The 15,340-nt window shown below is 73.3% G+C and carries 16 protein-coding genes; 8 read left to right on the top strand and 8 right to left on the bottom strand.

All coding sequences use genetic code 11. The features are described 5' to 3' along the window. Positions 1-49: 49 nt before the first annotated feature. Positions 50-529: a type II 3-dehydroquinate dehydratase gene (aroQ, locus tag ACIPEQ_RS09755; RefSeq protein WP_402714973.1), complete on the top strand. Its 480-nt coding sequence runs from the start codon at positions 50-52 to the stop codon at positions 527-529. A gap of 178 nt (positions 530-707) precedes the next feature. On the opposite strand, the gene ACIPEQ_RS09760 is transcribed toward aroQ, so the two are convergent. Then, positions 708-1,304: an NAD(P)H-dependent oxidoreductase gene (locus ACIPEQ_RS09760; protein ID WP_126892222.1), complete on the bottom strand. Its 597-nt coding sequence runs from the start codon at positions 1,302-1,304 to the stop codon at positions 708-710. Between the two features lie 87 nt (positions 1,305-1,391). Between ACIPEQ_RS09760 and ACIPEQ_RS09765 the strand changes: the two genes are divergently transcribed. Further along, positions 1,392-1,859 (top strand): MSMEG_6728 family protein, encoded by a 468-nt coding sequence (locus ACIPEQ_RS09765; protein ID WP_250368292.1) that lies wholly within the window; start codon positions 1,392-1,394, stop codon positions 1,857-1,859. 225 nt (positions 1,860-2,084) lie between these two features. Here ACIPEQ_RS09765 and ACIPEQ_RS09770 read toward each other — a convergent pair whose 3' ends face one another. The 6 genes from ACIPEQ_RS09770 to ACIPEQ_RS09795 all read right to left on the bottom strand — a co-directional run bounded on the left by ACIPEQ_RS09770 (position 2,085) and on the right by ACIPEQ_RS09795 (position 8,394). Beyond that, complete coding sequence (locus tag ACIPEQ_RS09770) at positions 2,085-2,351, bottom strand: hypothetical protein (RefSeq protein WP_126892220.1); 267 nt, start codon at positions 2,349-2,351, stop codon at positions 2,085-2,087. Between the two features lie 69 nt (positions 2,352-2,420). Next, positions 2,421-3,605, bottom strand: a complete 1,185-nt coding sequence (locus tag ACIPEQ_RS09775) for a cysteine desulfurase family protein (RefSeq protein ID WP_402714974.1) — start codon at positions 3,603-3,605, stop codon at positions 2,421-2,423. A 4-nt stretch (positions 3,606-3,609) separates the two neighbouring features. Then, on the bottom strand, positions 3,610-4,587 hold the full coding sequence (gene nadC, locus ACIPEQ_RS09780; RefSeq protein WP_402714975.1) for a carboxylating nicotinate-nucleotide diphosphorylase: 978 nt from the start codon (positions 4,585-4,587) through the stop codon (positions 3,610-3,612). Continuing rightward, a complete protein-coding gene (locus ACIPEQ_RS09785; RefSeq protein ID WP_402714976.1) occupies positions 4,584-6,350 on the bottom strand; it encodes an L-aspartate oxidase in 1,767 nt (588 codons plus the stop codon). The genes nadC and ACIPEQ_RS09785 overlap by 4 nt, the downstream gene beginning before the upstream one ends. A 41-nt stretch (positions 6,351-6,391) precedes the next feature. After that, complete coding sequence (gene nadA / locus ACIPEQ_RS09790; protein WP_402714977.1) at positions 6,392-7,663, bottom strand: quinolinate synthase NadA; 1,272 nt, start codon at positions 7,661-7,663, stop codon at positions 6,392-6,394. An 8-nt stretch (positions 7,664-7,671) separates the two neighbouring features. Further along, the gene (locus tag ACIPEQ_RS09795; protein WP_402714978.1) at positions 7,672-8,394 is read right to left on the bottom strand and encodes an NrtR DNA-binding winged helix domain-containing protein; all 723 of its coding nucleotides are present in this window, start codon (positions 8,392-8,394) and stop codon (positions 7,672-7,674) included. Positions 8,395-8,491: 97 nt separating this feature from the next. On the opposite strand from ACIPEQ_RS09795, the gene ACIPEQ_RS09800 reads away from it, so the two are divergent. The 3 genes from ACIPEQ_RS09800 (at position 8,492) to ACIPEQ_RS09810 (ending at position 11,741) form a co-directional block, all read left to right on the top strand. Continuing rightward, on the top strand, positions 8,492-8,773 hold the full coding sequence (locus ACIPEQ_RS09800) for an acylphosphatase (protein WP_174234739.1): 282 nt from the start codon (positions 8,492-8,494) through the stop codon (positions 8,771-8,773). Positions 8,774-8,938: 165 nt separating this feature from the next. Next, positions 8,939-10,423 (top strand): MDR family MFS transporter, encoded by a 1,485-nt coding sequence (locus ACIPEQ_RS09805; protein ID WP_402714979.1) that lies wholly within the window; start codon positions 8,939-8,941, stop codon positions 10,421-10,423. A 70-nt stretch (positions 10,424-10,493) separates the two neighbouring features. Continuing rightward, positions 10,494-11,741: a D-arabinono-1,4-lactone oxidase gene (locus ACIPEQ_RS09810; RefSeq protein WP_402714980.1), complete on the top strand. Its 1,248-nt coding sequence runs from the start codon at positions 10,494-10,496 to the stop codon at positions 11,739-11,741. A 60-nt stretch (positions 11,742-11,801) separates the two neighbouring features. Here ACIPEQ_RS09810 and ACIPEQ_RS09815 read toward each other — a convergent pair whose 3' ends face one another. Continuing rightward, positions 11,802-12,293 carry a 2'-5' RNA ligase family protein gene (locus tag ACIPEQ_RS09815; protein ID WP_402714981.1) on the bottom strand — a complete coding sequence of 164 codons (492 nt, stop codon included), beginning with the start codon at positions 12,291-12,293 and terminating at the stop codon, positions 11,802-11,804. Positions 12,294-12,530: 237 nt separating this feature from the next. On the opposite strand from ACIPEQ_RS09815, the gene ACIPEQ_RS09820 reads away from it, so the two are divergent. The 3 genes from ACIPEQ_RS09820 to ACIPEQ_RS09830 are packed head-to-tail and all read left to right on the top strand — an operon-like array spanning position 12,531 to position 15,192. Next, on the top strand, positions 12,531-13,481 hold the full coding sequence (locus tag ACIPEQ_RS09820; protein ID WP_402714982.1) for a MetQ/NlpA family ABC transporter substrate-binding protein: 951 nt from the start codon (positions 12,531-12,533) through the stop codon (positions 13,479-13,481). Then, positions 13,481-14,521, top strand: coding sequence for a methionine ABC transporter ATP-binding protein (locus ACIPEQ_RS09825; protein ID WP_402714983.1), 1,041 nt, complete (start codon positions 13,481-13,483; stop codon positions 14,519-14,521). The genes ACIPEQ_RS09820 and ACIPEQ_RS09825 overlap by 1 nt, the downstream gene beginning before the upstream one ends. After that, positions 14,518-15,192 carry a methionine ABC transporter permease gene (locus tag ACIPEQ_RS09830; protein ID WP_402714984.1) on the top strand — a complete coding sequence of 225 codons (675 nt, stop codon included), beginning with the start codon at positions 14,518-14,520 and terminating at the stop codon, positions 15,190-15,192. The genes ACIPEQ_RS09825 and ACIPEQ_RS09830 overlap by 4 nt, the downstream gene beginning before the upstream one ends. Positions 15,193-15,340 lie beyond the last annotated feature (148 nt).

The raw sequence follows: 15,340 nt of genomic DNA on the forward strand, positions 1-15,340 counted from the left end.
CGCATCCGTCGCCGTTGCCGCCGCCCCGTCGCTCGGTAGGCTCTCCCCCATGAGCGAGCCGGCCACCGACACCACGACACGCCCGCGGCGGATCCTCGTCCTGAACGGGCCCAACCTCGACATCCTCGGACGGCGCGACCCGGCCCAGTACGGCACGGTGTCGCTCGCCGAGCTCGAGGCCATCGTGCACACCGAGGCGGCGGTCCATGAGCTCGAGGCGGACTTCCGACAGACCAACCGCGAGGGCGAGCTCGTCGAGTGGCTCCACGAGGCGCTCGACGACTTCGTCGGGGTGGTCATCAACCCCGCCGCCTACGCGCACACCTCGGTCGCACTCCACGACGCGGTCGAGGCGCTGAGCGTCCCCGTCGTCGAGGTGCACCTGTCGAACACGTGGAAGCGCGAGCCGTTCCGGCACGTCGACCACGTCGCGACCGCGGCGACCGCGGTCATCGCCGGCGCGGGCGCCGACGGCTACCGCCTGGCGGTCGCCCACGTCGCGTCCCTGGTGGCCGACCCCACCGACTGACGGCCTGGAGGCGCGGCACCCGCCCGCCCCGCGCCTCCCGTCCGCCCCGTCCGGTCCGGATCCCTCCGGTCGCACGACTTGCCGCTCACCTTCTCCCACGACGGCAAGTCCTGCGACCTGGACGACCGCCGGCGGCACGTCGTGCGACCGGGGGCGCGGGGCGGCGGGCGTGCGGCGGCTAGAAGTCGGCGGGACGCCGGACGTCGTCGGCACCGACGGCGGCGAACCCGCCGCGGACGATCGGCAGCGCTCGCCGGACGGCCTGGTCGATGCGCAGCTCGAGGTCCACGCTCGCGATGTCGTAGCCGCCCTCGCGCTTGGTGAAGTCCCGTTCGTTGCCGAACACGCCGAGGGGCAGGGTCGTCGACTGGAAGAAGCCGAACAGCGGCCGCATCTGGTGCTCGACGAGGAGTGCGTGCCGGTCGCTGCCGCCCGTGGCGGTGAGGAGCACGGGGGTGTCGACCAGGTCGTACTGCCCGACCCAGTCGAAGAAGAGCTTGAAGGCACCGGAGTACGCCGCGCGGAACGCCGGGCTGCCGACGACGAGCACGTCCGCGGCCTCGACGGTCTCGAGTGCCCGGCGGGTCCCGGCCGACATCGCCTCGCGCGAGGGTGCGGCGCCGAGGTCCGCGAGCAGGGGCCCGATCTCGACCTGTGCGGTCCGGGCGTCGGGCAGGTCCTCCGCCAGGCGCGCCACCGTCGCCGCGACCAGGGTCGAGGTACGCGAGGGGTCCGATGGGCTGCCGCTGACGCCGACGACGAGTGCTCCGTCCATGCGGTCGATGCTCACACGTCGTCGGAGGGCCTGCCCGGGTGTGACGACTTGTGTCGCGGTCCAGCGCCCGCGGGTACCGTCCGGGTGATGCAGACGTTCCTGCCGTACGCCGACTTCCGCGCCTCGGCCGAGGTGCTCGACGACAAGCGGCTCGGGAAGCAGCGCGTCGAGACCCTGCAGGTGATGCGGGCACTGACCCTGCCGGACTACGGCTGGCAGCACCACCCGGTCGTCGCGATGTGGCGGGGGTACCGTCCGGCGCTCATGGCGTACCAGGACGCGACGTGCCGGGTGTGGCTCGAGCGCGGGCACGCGGACACCTGCCTGGAGAAGACGCTCGCCGACCTCGGCCTGGTGCCCGAGGACCTGGTGGCGTACGAGCGCGGCGAGTTCGCCGTCCCCGCGTGGAACACCGACCCGGCGGTGCACGAGTCGCACCGGTCGAAGCTCGTGCAGAAGGCACCGGAGCACTACCGACCGCTGTTCCCCGACGTGCCCGACGACCTGGACTACGTCTGGCCGGGTGTCCCGGAGCCGCCCGCGCCGACGCACTGACCCGAGGAGCGCGACGCCACCGCAGCCCGCCGTGGACTGACAGGGGGGTGTGGCGCCGGTCAGGGTCCGGCGCCACGTCCACGACGGGCGCGGTGGCCGCTCGGACACGACGACAGGGGATGTCGTGTCCGGCGCCGGACACGGTCAGGGGTACTGCGTCCGGTCAGGAGCACCGCGGGCCCCAGCGGGGGGACGGGGCGGCGCGGTGCTGGCCTCGGGTGATCCTCAGGGTCGTTCGGTGTCTCCTCGGTACCGGTCCGTCTCGCTGGGTGCGGGCATGGCTCGACGGAGTGCCGCGGTGCCGACCGTCGGGAGCAGGGCACTCACGACGGTGGCGAGTGCCCCCACCGTCGCGATGGCGCCGAGCGGGGCGGTGCCGAGGTCGTGCTGCGCGGCGAGGGCGAGCGCCACCACGGTCGCCGGAGCCGGCAGGAGCTGCACCGCACGGAAGGGGGCCTCCTGTCGGTGCCGGGTCGTGATCGCGTTCGCCATGACCCCATCGTGACGGAAGATCACTGTCCGCAGAAGGGGGGACACCACCCCAACTATGGAGTAGAACGTCTAGTACGCCCTCCCGAGGTCGCGGACGGCGGCGACCGACGCGGCGACCGCCTCCACCACCACGGGGACGTCCGCGTCGGTCAGGCCGGCGTCGAACGTGAGCCGGAGGGCCGTGCGTGCGGTGTCCTCCGGGAGTCCGAGCGCGGTGAGGACGTGGGAGGCCTCGGTGCTCCCCGCGGCACAGGCACTGCCCGACGAGGACACGACGTCACGCGCCTCGAGCTCGAGCAGCACGGTCTCGCCGTTGACCGCCGCCGGACCGCCAGGCACCCCCGGGAAGCAGAACGACGCGTGTCCCGGGAGCCGGCGCGTCCGGGTCCCCGACGATGCGGCTCCGGTCAGCACGGCACCGGGCACCGAGGCCAGCACCCCCTCGACGACGGCGTCCCTGGTCGTGGTCGCGCGGGCAGCGGCGACCTCCCGGGAGGCCTCGACGAGCGACACCGCGGTGGCGAGGGCGACGGCGCCCGCGACGTCCTCGGTGCCGGATCGCCGCCCCCGCTCCTGTCCCCCGCCGTGCAGCAGCGGCTCGAGCCGTACCCCGCCCCTCACGGCCAGGGCACCGGTGCCCTTCGGCGCGCCGAGCTTGTGCCCGGAGAACGAGATCGCGTCGACGCCGAGCAGGTCGAGGCCGAGGGGCAGCCACGGCGCGCTCTGCACGGCGTCGGTGTGGAACCGGGCGCCGACGCCGTGCGCGACCGCAGCGAGCGCCGGGAGGTCCTGCACGGTGCCGATCTCGTTGTCGGCGTGCGCCACCGAGACGAGCGTGGTGTCCGGACGGACGGCTCGCGCGAGTGCCTCGGGGGTGACCGTACCGTCGTGCTCGACCGGCACGAGCGTCACCGTGAAGCCGTGGTGCCGCTCCAGGTACCGGCAGCTCTCGAGCACCGCCTCGTGCTCGATCGCACTCGTGACGACGTGCCGCCCGCGGGGCGAGGCGAGCGCGATCCCCTTCACGGCGGCGTTCGCCCCCTCGGTGCCGCCGGTGGTCAGGACGACCTCACCGGGACGGCACCCGAGGAACCGGGCGATGGTCGCTCGGGCGTCGGCGAGCCCCCGTGCGGCCGCGTCGCCCACCCCGTGTGTGGAGGACGGGTTGCCGAAGACGCCGGTCAGGTACGGCCACATCGCCTCGAGCACCTCACGGCGGACCGGCGTGGTCGCGGCGCGGTCGAGGTAGAACACCGTGTCAGCCGCCGGTCACCCGGGCGCCGTCACCGGCGAGCGCAGCGGTGACGTCGATGTCGAGCCCGAGGTCGAGCGCCCGGGCCGAGTGGGTGAGCGCCCCGACCGACACCACGTCGACCCCGGTCCGCGCGATCGCGCCCACGGTCTCGAGCGACACCCCGCCGGAGGCCTCGACGAGCGCCCGGCCGGCGACCAGGCGCACCCCCTCGACGAGCTGCTCCGGCGTGAAGTTGTCGAGCATGATCGTGTCGACCCCGGCGGACACGACGGGTTCGACCTGGTCGAGCCGGTCCACCTCGACCTCGAGGTGGACGGTGTGCCCGAGCCGACCGCGGGCATCGCGGACGGCGTCGCCGATCGAGGTGCCGCCGGCGAGCAGCACGGCCAGGTGGTTGTCCTTGGCGAGGACGGCGTCGGACAGCGAGTTCCGGTGGTTGTGCCCACCACCGCAGCGCACGGCGTAGCGCTCGAGGGCGCGGAGGCCCGGCGTCGTCTTGCGGGTGTCGGCGACCCGCGTGCCGGTCCCCGCGACCGCCGCGACGTACTGCGCGGTGACGGTCGCGATGCCGGACATCCGCTGCACCAGGTTGAGCCCGACCCGTTCGGCGCGGAGCACCGAGCGCGCGGGCCCCTCCACGGTCGCCAGGACCTGCCCGGCCGCGAACGTCCGACCGTCGGACAGGTGCAGCTCGGTCCGCACGGCGGGGTCGACGGCCTGCATCACGGCGGCGAAGACCTCGCCGCCGGACAGCACGCCTGGCTCGCGGGCGGTCAGGGTCGCGGTCGCGCGGGCCTCGACGGGGATGAGGGTCTCGCTGGTGACGTCTCCCCACGGAGCGTCCTCCTCGAGCGCGGTCTCGATCACCCGGCGCAGGGCGTGCGGCGGGACGGCCCCGGGGTCGGACGGTCCGGCGGGCCGGACGCCGGACACGTGGTCGGACACGTCGTCGGTGTCGGTGGCGGGGACGGTGGCGGTCATGCGGGGACTCCCTGCTGGGCGTGGGCGGAACGGTCGGACGCGGCGGCGTGGACGGTCGGTGGGTGTCGGTCGCCGACGGCCCGGGACCACCCGACCGACACCGGCGCGGCGGGGTCGGTGTCCGGGTGGTCGGTCCGGGCGTGCGCGCCGCGGGACTCGGTGCGGGCCTCGGCGGCGAGCGCCGTGATCCGCGCGAGGTCGAGCAGGGCGCGGTCCTCGTGGTCCCGCACGGAGCGCGCCACCGGCGGCCGGAGCGCGGCGAGCGCGCGACGCGCGGCCGCCAGTCCGTCCGCGTCACGGAGCAGCCCGACCCGCTCCGTCATCTCGGTCTGCACCGCCTGCCGGAGGTGGGTGGCACGGTCGGGGCGGGGCGGGCCTCCAGGCAGTCGCTCGTCGTCCGTCCGGTGCCGGGTCGGGTCCGGTCCCGACGGCTCCGATCCCGACGGTTCCGGCCCGTCCGGTGCAGTCCCGTCCGGCCGGGAGGCACGGTGCGGGTCCGCCGCCACGCCCACCCGGTCGTCGGGCACGGTGTGCACCGGCAGGCCCGCGTCGCCGCGCAGGCGCAACCGGGCGGGTCGCGGCGTGTCGACGGCGTCGGCCGTGCGCACGCCGAACACGAGTCCCTCGAGCAGCGAGTTGGACGCGAGCCGGTTGGCGCCGTGGACGCCGGTGCAGGCGGCCTCGCCGACGGCGAGGAGTCCGGGGAGGCTGGTGCGGCCCTCGCTGTCGGTCGCGATCCCGCCCATCGCGTAGTGCGCGGCCGGGGCGACGGGGACGCCCTCGCGGGTCCAGTCGTAGCCGGCCGCACGGGTGGCGCGGGTGAGGCCGGGGAACCGCGTGACGAGCCGGTCCGCTCCGAGCCCCGTGGCGTCCAGGAGCACGGGGGTGCCGCCCTGGTCGCGGACGGCGGCCGCGATGCCACGGGCGACGACGTCGCGCGGCGCGAGTTCGGCGTCCGGGTGCACGGCGGTCATGAACCGTCGACCGGCCGCGTCGCGGAGGACGGCTCCCTCGCCGCGGACCGCCTCGGACAGGAGTCCGCCGTCGGGGACGGCCAGGCGGGTCGGGTGGAACTGGACGAACTCCAGGTCGGCGAGGACGGCACCGGCGCGCCAGGCGGCGGCGACCCCGTCGCCCGTGGCGACCAGCGGGTTCGTCGTCTCGCGGTACAGGTGGCCGGCGCCACCGGAGGCGAGCACGACCGTGTCCGCATCGATGCGTCGGGGCTCGCCGAACAGGTCGAGCACGTCGACGCCGACGACCGCGCCGTCCCGGACGACCAGGTCGGTGAGGCACGTCCGCTCGAGCACCGTCACGTGACGGCGGAGCAGGGCGGCGACCAGGGTGCGTTCGATCGCGGCACCGGTGGCGTCGCCGTCGGCGTGCACGACCCGCCAGCGGCCGTGGGCGGCCTCGCGCCCGCGGGCGAGGTCGTCGCCGTGGCGCTCGAGGGAGTCGGGATCCGTCGTCCGGTCGAACGGCACACCGAGCGCGAGTAGGTCGCGCACCCGGGCCGGCCCGTCGGCACAGAGCAGCGCGACGGCACGCGCGTCGGCGCTCCCGACGGCGGCGGTGTGGGTGTCGTGCTCGTGGAGCGCGACGGTGTCGTCGGCTCCGAGCGCGACGGCGACGCCGCCCTGCGCGGCGGCGGTGGCGCCGTCGGCGAGCGCGCCCTTCGTCACCAGTGTGACGTCGTGGCGGGCGCTGGCGCGGATCGCGGTGGTGAGCCCGGCGATGCCGGACCCGACGATGACGACGTGCACGGTGCGGTCCCCGTTCTCCGGTGTCCTCGGCCGCCGGTCCGTCAGCCCCGGGGCTTCGCGGCGAGCATGCGCTCGAGCGCGACCCTGGCGTCGGCCTGGACGTCGGCGGGGACCGTGATCTCGTTGAGGACCTCGCCGCGGACGAGTGCCTCGAGCACCCAGGCGAGGTAGCCCGGGTGGATCCGGTACATCGTCGAGCACGGGCAGACGACGGGGTCGAGGCACGTGATCCGGTGCTGCGGGTACTCGGCCGCGAGCCGGTTCACCATGTTGATCTCGGTGCCGATCGCGAACGACGTCGGTTCGGTGGCGGCCGCGACGGTGCGGCGGATGAGGTCGGTGCTGCCGGCGGCGTCCGCGGCGTCGACGACCGCCATCGGGCACTCGGGGTGCACGATGACCTGCACGCCCGGGTCCTCACGCCGGGCCTGCTCGATCTGCTCGACGGTGAACCGGCGGTGCACCGAGCAGAAGCCGTGCCAGAGGACCACCTGCGCGTCGAGCAGGGTCTGCTCGTCGTTGCCGCCGAGCGCCTTCCGGGGGTTCCACATCGGCATGCGGTCGGTGCTGATCCCCATGGCCTTCGCGGTGTTCCGGCCGAGGTGCTGGTCGGGGAAGAACAGCACGCGCTGCCCCCGCTCGAACGCCCACTCGAGCACGGTCGACGCGTTCGACGACGTGCAGACGATGCCGCCGTTCCGGCCGCAGAACGCCTTGAGGTCGGCGGCGGAGTTCATGTACGTGACGGGGATCACCGGCACGCGGCCGTCGGCGTCGGGCTCGGTGCCGTAGACGGCGGTGAGCTCGGCCCAGGCCGCCTCGACGCTGTCGATGTCGGCCATGTCCGCCATCGAGCAGCCCGCGGCGAGGTTCGGCAGGATCACGCGCTGGTCCTCGCGGGCGAGGACGTCCGCCGTCTCAGCCATGAAGTGCACCCCGCAGAACACGATGGCCTCGGCGTCGGGCTTGGTCAGGGCGGCGTTCGCGAGCTGGAACGAGTCGCCGAGGAAGTCGGCGTGTCGGACGACCTCGTCGCGCTGGTAGAAGTGCCCGAGCACCACGACGCGGTCCCCCAGGGTCGCCTTCGCCCGCTCGATGCGCGCGTGCAGCTCGTCGTCGCTCGCGGTCTTGTACTCGTCCGGGAGCTGTCCCTGTCGCGGCGCCGAGGTCGGGATGACGTCGGACATCGACGAACCCGGACCGTAGCCGGGGCGGGCGTCGAAGTCCCAGGTCGGCACCGCGAGGTCGGGCGTGCAGGTGCTGCCGTCGGCCTTGCCGTTGGAGATGAGCTCGATCGTGGTGGCGATGGACACTGTGGTTCCTATCGGTTCTGCGGGTGGTACGGCCGGGGGCGGGCGGGCTGCAGCGGGCCGTTGTCCGCGTAGGCCAGGTCGGGGTTCGAGCGGTACAGCCGAGCCGGGCGGTGCCGGTCGCCGCTCGTGGTCTCGTCCGTCGCGATGACGGCGTCGGACTGCGCGACCTGTCGGCGGAAGTTCGCCGGGTCGAGCGTGCGGCCGAGCACCGCCTCGTAGACGCCACGGAGCTCGGCGAGGGTGAACCGGTCGCCGAGGAACGCCTGCGCGATGCGCGAGTACGACATCTTGTTGCGCAGGCGCCACAGGGCGTACTCGACGATGCGGTCGTGGTCGAACGCGAGCGCGGGGTGCTCGTCGGCCAGGAACCACCGGACGTTCCAGTCGTCGGGGACGGACTCGGCCTCGTCCGGGTGCACGAGCGCCCAGTAGACGATCGACACGACCCGGCTCGGCGAGCGGTCGACGTCACCGAACGCGTAGAGCTGCTCGAGGTAGCGCGGCTGCACGTTCGTCGTCTCGCGGAGGCGCGCGGCGGCGGAGTCCTCGAGCCCCTCGTCCGGGCCGACCCAACCGCCCGGCAGCGCCCACGAGCCCTCGAAGGGGTCGGTCACGCGGCGCACCAACGGCATCCACAGCGCCGGAGCACCCGTGTCCGGGTGCGGGCGCAGGGCGACGATCACGGTGGAGACCGCGACGCGGATGCTGGTGGGATCTGTTCGTGTCATCATGACTCTAAGTGTTCGGGTTGCGATGACACTATCACCGTTCACGAGACCGGAACAGAGCCGTAACGTGTCCGGGACCACGCGTGCCTACAGTGACCGCATGACGACGGTGACGAGGGTGCACGCCGTGGTGTCCGGCTCGGTGCAGGGGGTCGGCTTCCGGTACTGGACCGCGCGCAAGGCAGACGGGCTGGAGCTCGACGGCTACGCCAGGAACCTGTTCGACGGGACGGTCGAGGTCGAGGCCGAGGGGCCGTCCGAGTCGGTCGAGGCGCTCCTGGCGTTCCTGCACACCGGCCCGCCGACGGCCACCGTGACCGAGGTCGCCCGGCGCGACGTCGTGCCGCACGGCGACGGCGACGGGTTCGCGATCCTGCGCTGACCACGCGCGGGGTCGGGTGTTCACGAGGACGACACACGGAAGCGGAATACTCGGATCCGTTCAGGCTGTTGCCTCGTCTGCGCAGTCCGTGCCGTCGTGCACGCCGTCACTCCCGTGCGCACCTTCACTCCGTCGTCACTCCCCCGTCACTCCCAGGAGCCCCGCATGACCCAGGCCGTCGATTCCGCCCCGCGCACCGGGAGCGTCTCGCAGCCCTCCGCCGGCGAGACCAGGCTCGTGATCGGGCTGCTGCTCGTCTCGGCGTTCGTCGTCATCCTCAACGAGACGATCATGGGCGTGGCGCTGCCGCGGCTCATGGAGGACCTCGACATCTCCGCGGCGACCGGGCAGTGGCTCACCACCGGCTTCCTGCTGACCATGGCCGTCGTGATCCCGATCACCGGGTTCCTGCTGCAGCGCTTCAGCACCCGGCAGGTGTTCATCACGGCGATGGCGCTCTTCTCGGTCGGCACGCTCGTCGCCCTGGCCGCCCCCGGCTTCCCCGTGCTGCTCGTCGGTCGCATCGTCCAGGCGAGCGGCACCGCGATCATGATGCCGCTGCTCATGACGACCGTCCTGAACCTGGTCGAGCCGGCCCACCGCGGCCGGATCATGGGCAACATCTCGATCGTGATCTCGGTCGCGCCCGCGGTCGGCCCGACGATCTCCGGCCTGATCCTCAATGCGTTCTCGTGGCGTTGGCTGTTCGGGTTCGTGCTGCCGATCGCGATCGCGGCGCTCGTGCTCGGCGTGCTCAAGGTCCGCAACGTGACCACGCCCCGACGTGCGCCGCTCGACGTCCTGTCGGTCGTGGTGTCCGCCGTGGCGTTCGGCGGGATCGTCTTCGGACTGTCCAGCTTCGGCGAGGCCGGCTCGACCGGTCCGCTCGTCCCCGTCCTCGCCCTGGTCGTGGGCTTCGCGGCGCTGGCGTTCTTCGTCGTCCGGCAGACCCGCCTGCAGCGCACCGACAGCGCCCTGCTCGACCTCCGCACCTTCCGCACGAAGGGCTTCACCGTCCCGATCGTGGCGATGGGCATCAGCTTCATGGCGATGTTCGGCACGCTGATCCTGCTGCCGATCTACCTCGAACGCGTGCTCGGGCTCGAGGTCCTGACCGTCGGGCTCCTGCTGCTGCCGGGCGGTCTGCTGATGGGGCTGCTCTCCCCCGTGGTCGGTCGCATCTACGACCGCCGCGGACCGCGGGTGCTGCTCGTCCCCGGATCGATCATCATCAGTGCCGTGCTCTGGGCGCTCTCCACGGTCGGAGTCGACACGAGCGTGTGGTTCGTCCTCGGTGCCCACGTCGTGCTGAGCATCGGCCTCGCGCTGACGTTCACGCCGCTCTTCACCGCCGCGCTCGGTGGCCTGCCGCCGAAGCTGTACTCGCACGGCAGCGCGGTGCTCGGCACGGCGCAGCAGCTGGCCGGTGCCGCGGGCACGGCGCTCTTCGTCACGCTCCTGACCATCGGTGCCGCGACGGCGGGCGCCGACGCGGACGCCGCCGGGGTGGCCGCAGCGACCGCCTCGGGCGTGCGGACCGCGTTCCTCGTCGGCGGTGTCATCTCGGTCGTCGGCATCCTGACGTCGGCGTTCGTCCGCCGCCCGGCCACGCCCGAGGGCGCCTCCGCCGGCGCCCCTGCGATGCACTGACCCGGGACACCACCGGACCGGGCCGCGGTCCGCGATGCCCCGTCGACGACGGCGTGGCATCGTGGACGGCATGCGGTCGACGGCGCGCGAGGTCAACTGGTCCGGCACGGTCACCTACTCGGCCGAACGGGTGGAACGGCCGTGCTCCCTCGAGGAAGCCGCCGACGTCGTCACGCGGTCACCCCGGGTGCACGGGCTCGGCACCCGCCACTCGTTCAACGACGTCGCCGACGCCCACGGAGTGCTGCTCGACCTGACCGGGCTCCCCACCGACCTGGTCGTGGACACCGCGGCCGGCACGGCCTCGATGGGTGCGGGCACCCGGTACGGGGTGGTCGCGCCGCGCCTCGACGCCGCCGGGGTCGCCCTGCACAACACCGGCTCGTTGCCGCACATCTCGCTGGGCGGCGCGATCGCCACGGGCACGCACGGCTCCGGCACGACGCTCGGGTCGCTCAGCACCGCCGTCCGGTCCTTCGAGCTCCTCGGCGCGGACGGTACGGTGCGGACGATCCGACGCGGGGACGACGACTTCGACGGCGCCGTGCTGCACCTCGGGCTGCTCGGTATCGTCACACGCGTCGAGGTCGACGTCGAACCGTCCTACCGGATGCGGCAGGACTCCTACGGACCGATCCCCTGGGACCGGTTCGTCGCGCACGTGGCCGACGTGCACGCCGCCGCCTACTCGGTGTGCTCGTACACCGTGTTCGGGGACGCGATCAGCGAGGTGCTGCTGAAGTCCCGCGTACCGGACGGGGCCGACGACGTCGACGTCCCGGAGGCACTGCTCGGCGCGCCCAGGCTGCCGGGACGTCCGGCGGACGGCCACGTCACGGCCCGCGACGGCACGGTGGGACCGTGGTGGGACCGGCTGCCGCACTTCCCGATCGACGCGGTGCCGAGCGTCGGGTCCGAGGTGCAGAGCGAGCACTTCGTCCCGCTGCGGCACGCGGCCGCCGCACTCGACGCCTTCCGCGGGCTCGCCGACCGCATCCAGCCGCACCTGCACGTCTGCGAGCTCCGGACGATGGCCGCCGACCCGTTCTGGCTCAGCCCCACCCAGGGCGAGGACGTGCTCTGCATCGCCTTCACCTGGCGGAAGCACCCGGAGGCCGTCGCAGCGCTGCTGCCGGACCTCGAGGCACGCCTCGCGCCCTTCGACGGGCGACCGCACTGGGGCAAGACGAGCTCGCTCGACGCCGACGCGGTCGAGGCACTCTGGCCGCGCCTGGCCGACTTCCGGCGGCTGGTGGCGGCGGCCGACCCGGAGCGGCGGTTCGCGTCCGCGTTCGGCGAGCGGGTCCTGCGGACCTGAGCCGCGCCTCCCGGCCGGATCCGCACGCTCCGCGGACCACGCGACGGGCGCGACCACCGATCACCCGACGGGCGTCACCGTCTTCGTCACGCCGTCCCAGTGGCGGACACCGCCGACCGTCAGGGTCTCGGGCAGCGGGGTCGCCCGGAGCGTCGCGACGGCGGCGGGCAGGTCCTCGTCGCGCACCCGACGGGCGAAGGAGACGTGCGGCGACCAGGCACCGGGCAGCGAGGTCTCCACGGCGTCCGGTGCGACCCGGTGGACCGCGGTGTGGAAGGCCGACAGCACCGGGTCCGCGACGACGGCCCGGACGAGCACGGACCGTCCGGCACCCGCGGGGAACAGCAGGAGACCGCCGAGCCGGAGCGTCGTCGGCACGGGTGCGTCGAAGCCCTGCGGGACCGGCAGCGCGTCGCCCGCGGCGAGCGTGACGTGCGGGTCGTTCGTCCCCGACCGGCCGAGGCTCGGCAGGTCGGCTGCCGTCAGGGCGTCCCACGCGGCGCGCACGGCGGCGTCGGAGTCGGGGTCGAGGACGAGTTCGATGCTGCGCACGCTCCGAGTCAACCAAGCCGCGCAGGGTCGCGCGCTCGCCACGCGGCGCCCGTGGACGGCGGCGGAGATGTAACACGGCGGAACGCATCGTGCGTGTCGCGCCGCGGGCAGCCACACTCGGAACCTGGCCGCGCAGCCCGCGGCACCCCACCGCACCGCCCGTGCACGCCGACGTCCGGGCCCGCCACGCCCGGTCCCGCGCCACCCGTCCGGGCACGTCCCCCACGAGGAGCACCCATGTCCGTAGCACCCGTCCTGCCCGAGAAGCCGAAGGGCAGGCGTCCCGTCGGCTGGATCATCGCCGCCGTGGTCGTCGTGGTCGCGATCGTCGTCGCCGTCGTCGTCGCGGCCGTCCGCTCCGGCGGGTCCGACGGCGCTGCCTCCGGTGACGGCGCCGGCAAGACCGTGACGATCGGTGTCGCCGACAAGTCGCTCGGCTACTGGAGCACCTACACGAAGCTCGCGAAGGACGAGCTCGGCGTCACGGTCAAGCTCACCAACTTCTCCGACTACTCGCTGCCGAACCCCGCGCTCAAGGACGGCCAGCTGGACATCAACCAGTTCCAGCACATCCAGTACCTGGCGGACTACAACGTCACCTCGAACGACGACCTGCAGCCGATCGGCTCCACCGCCGTGTACCCGCTGCCGCTGTACGCCACGGAGTACTCGAAGCCGAGCGAGCTGCCCGAGGGCGCGAAGGTCGCGATCCCGAACGACTCGATCAACCAGGCGCGTGCACTCCTCATCCTGCAGTCGGCGAAGCTGCTCGAACTCAAGGACGGCGGGTCCGCCTTCTCGACCACGACCGACATCGAGTCGTCCAAGGTCGACGTCCAGCCGCTCGACGCCTCGCAGACCGCGAACGCGCTGCAGCAGGGCTCCGTCGCCGCCGCCGTCGTGAACAACAACTTCGCCACCGCCGCGAAGCTCCCCACCAGCGACATCGTCTTCCAGGACGACCCGGCCAGCGCGAGCGCCGCCCCCTACGTGAACGTCTTCGCGGTCCGCGACGCCGACAAGGACAACGAGACGTACCTCGACCTGGCGAAGCTGTTCCAGGACGACGCCGTGCAGCAGGCCTTCAAGAAGGACCTGCCCGAGGCCGTCGCACGCGACGAGAGCGCCACGAAGCTCCAGGACGAGCTCGCGAAGGTCGAGCAGGACGCGAAGGCGGCCAAGCAGTAGTGCCCGCCCTCGTCGAACTCCGCGGCGTCTCGAAGCACTACCGCCGCGCCGACACCGGCGAGACCGTGGTGGCCGTCGAGGACGTCTCCCTGGACGTGCACCAGGGAGAGGTCCTCGGCGTCATCGGGTACTCCGGCGCCGGCAAGTCCACCCTGGTCCGCCTCGTCAACGCCCTCGAGCTGCCCTCGTCGGGCAGCGTCACGGTGGGTGGCCGGGAACTCACCGCGATCCCGGAGAAGGAACGGCGTCTGGCGCGTCGGAAGATCGGCATGATCTTCCAGCAGTTCAACCTGTTCCGCTCCCGCACCATCGCCGGGAACGTCGCGTACCCGCTCAAGGTCGCGGGGGTCGCGAAGGCCGAGCGCGACCGCCGCGTGGCCGAGCTCCTCGACTTCGTCGGGCTGCTCGAGCGCGCCCACGCCTTTCCCGAGCAGCTGTCCGGCGGGCAGAAGCAGCGCGTCGGCATCGCCCGTGCGCTCGCCTCGAACCCGGAGCTGCTGCTCGCCGACGAGGCCACGAGCGCCCTCGACCCGGACACCACCTCCGAGGTCCTCGCGCTCCTCCGTCGCGTCAACCGCGAGCTCGGCGTCACCATCGTCGTCATCACGCACGAGATGGACGCCGTCCGGCAGATCGCCGACCGCGTCGCCGTCATGGAGAACGGCCGCGTGGTCGAGGTCGGTGACGTCTACGACGTGTTCGCCTCGCCGCAGACGCAGGCGGCCCAGCGCTTCGTGCGCACGGCCCTGCACGACCGCCCGTCCGGCGAGCAGCTCGCCCGGCTGCGCCAGCACCACCGCGGCCGGCTGGTCACGGTGCAGATCACCGACGAGGTCGGCCTGCAGAACCGGATCGACGCCGCGTTCCGCACGGCAGGCGTGTCCGCCGAACTCGTGTTCGGCGGGGTCGGCGAGATCCGCGAACGCCGCATCGGCTCGCTCACCTACGAGCTCACCGCGGACGACCCCGCGGCCGTCGACCGCGCGCTCGGTGCCCTGCGCGACGGACGGATCACCGTCGACGAGGAGGCTGCAGCGTGAACGGCAACGGCTTCCAGAGCGTGATCGACACGTCCGACGTGTTCTTCGCCGCGATCCGCGACACCCTCGTGATGACCCTGGTCTCCCTGGTGTTCGCCGGTGTGATCGGCCTGGCGCTCGGACTGGTCCTGTACGCGACCCGTCCGGGCAACCTGCTCGGCAACCGGGCGGTCTACACGATCGTCAACGTGCTCGTGAACATCGTGCGCCCGATCCCGTTCGTGATCTTCCTGGCCGCGATCGCCCCGCTGTCCCGCGTCGCCGTGCAGACCACCATCGGCGTCCCCGCGGTGACCTTCGCGATCTCGCTCGCGGCGTCCTTCGCGGTGTCCCGGATCGTCGAGCAGAACCTGCTCGCGGTCGACCCCGGGGTGGTCGAGGCCGCACGGGCATCCGGTGCGCACCCGGTGTCGATCCTGCTGACGGTCCTCATCCCCGAGGGCGTCGGACCGCTCATCCTCGGCTACACGTTCATCTTCGTGGGCATCGTCGACATGACGGCGCAGGGTGCCCTGATCGGTGGCGGCGGCCTGGGCGAGTACGCGATCGTGTACGGCTCGCAGCGGTACGACTGGTGGATCGTCTACGTGTCGGTGGCGGCGATCGTGGTGATCGTCCAGCTCGGGCAGTTCATCGGCAACCGGCTCGCCAGGGCGACGCTGCGTCGCTGAGGCGTCCACACGACGGACGGGAGGCGGGGGGGGGCGCCGGGGCCCCCCCCCCCCCCCCCGGGGGGGGGGGGGGCGGGGCGCCCCGCCCCCCCCCCGGGGGGGGCGCGGCGGCGGCCCCCGGGGCCCCCCCGCCGGCCGCCGCGCGCCC

Origin of the sequence: Curtobacterium sp. NPDC087080, from assembly GCF_044745105.1 — a bacterium.
Lineage (GTDB): Bacteria > Actinomycetota > Actinomycetes > Actinomycetales > Microbacteriaceae > Curtobacterium.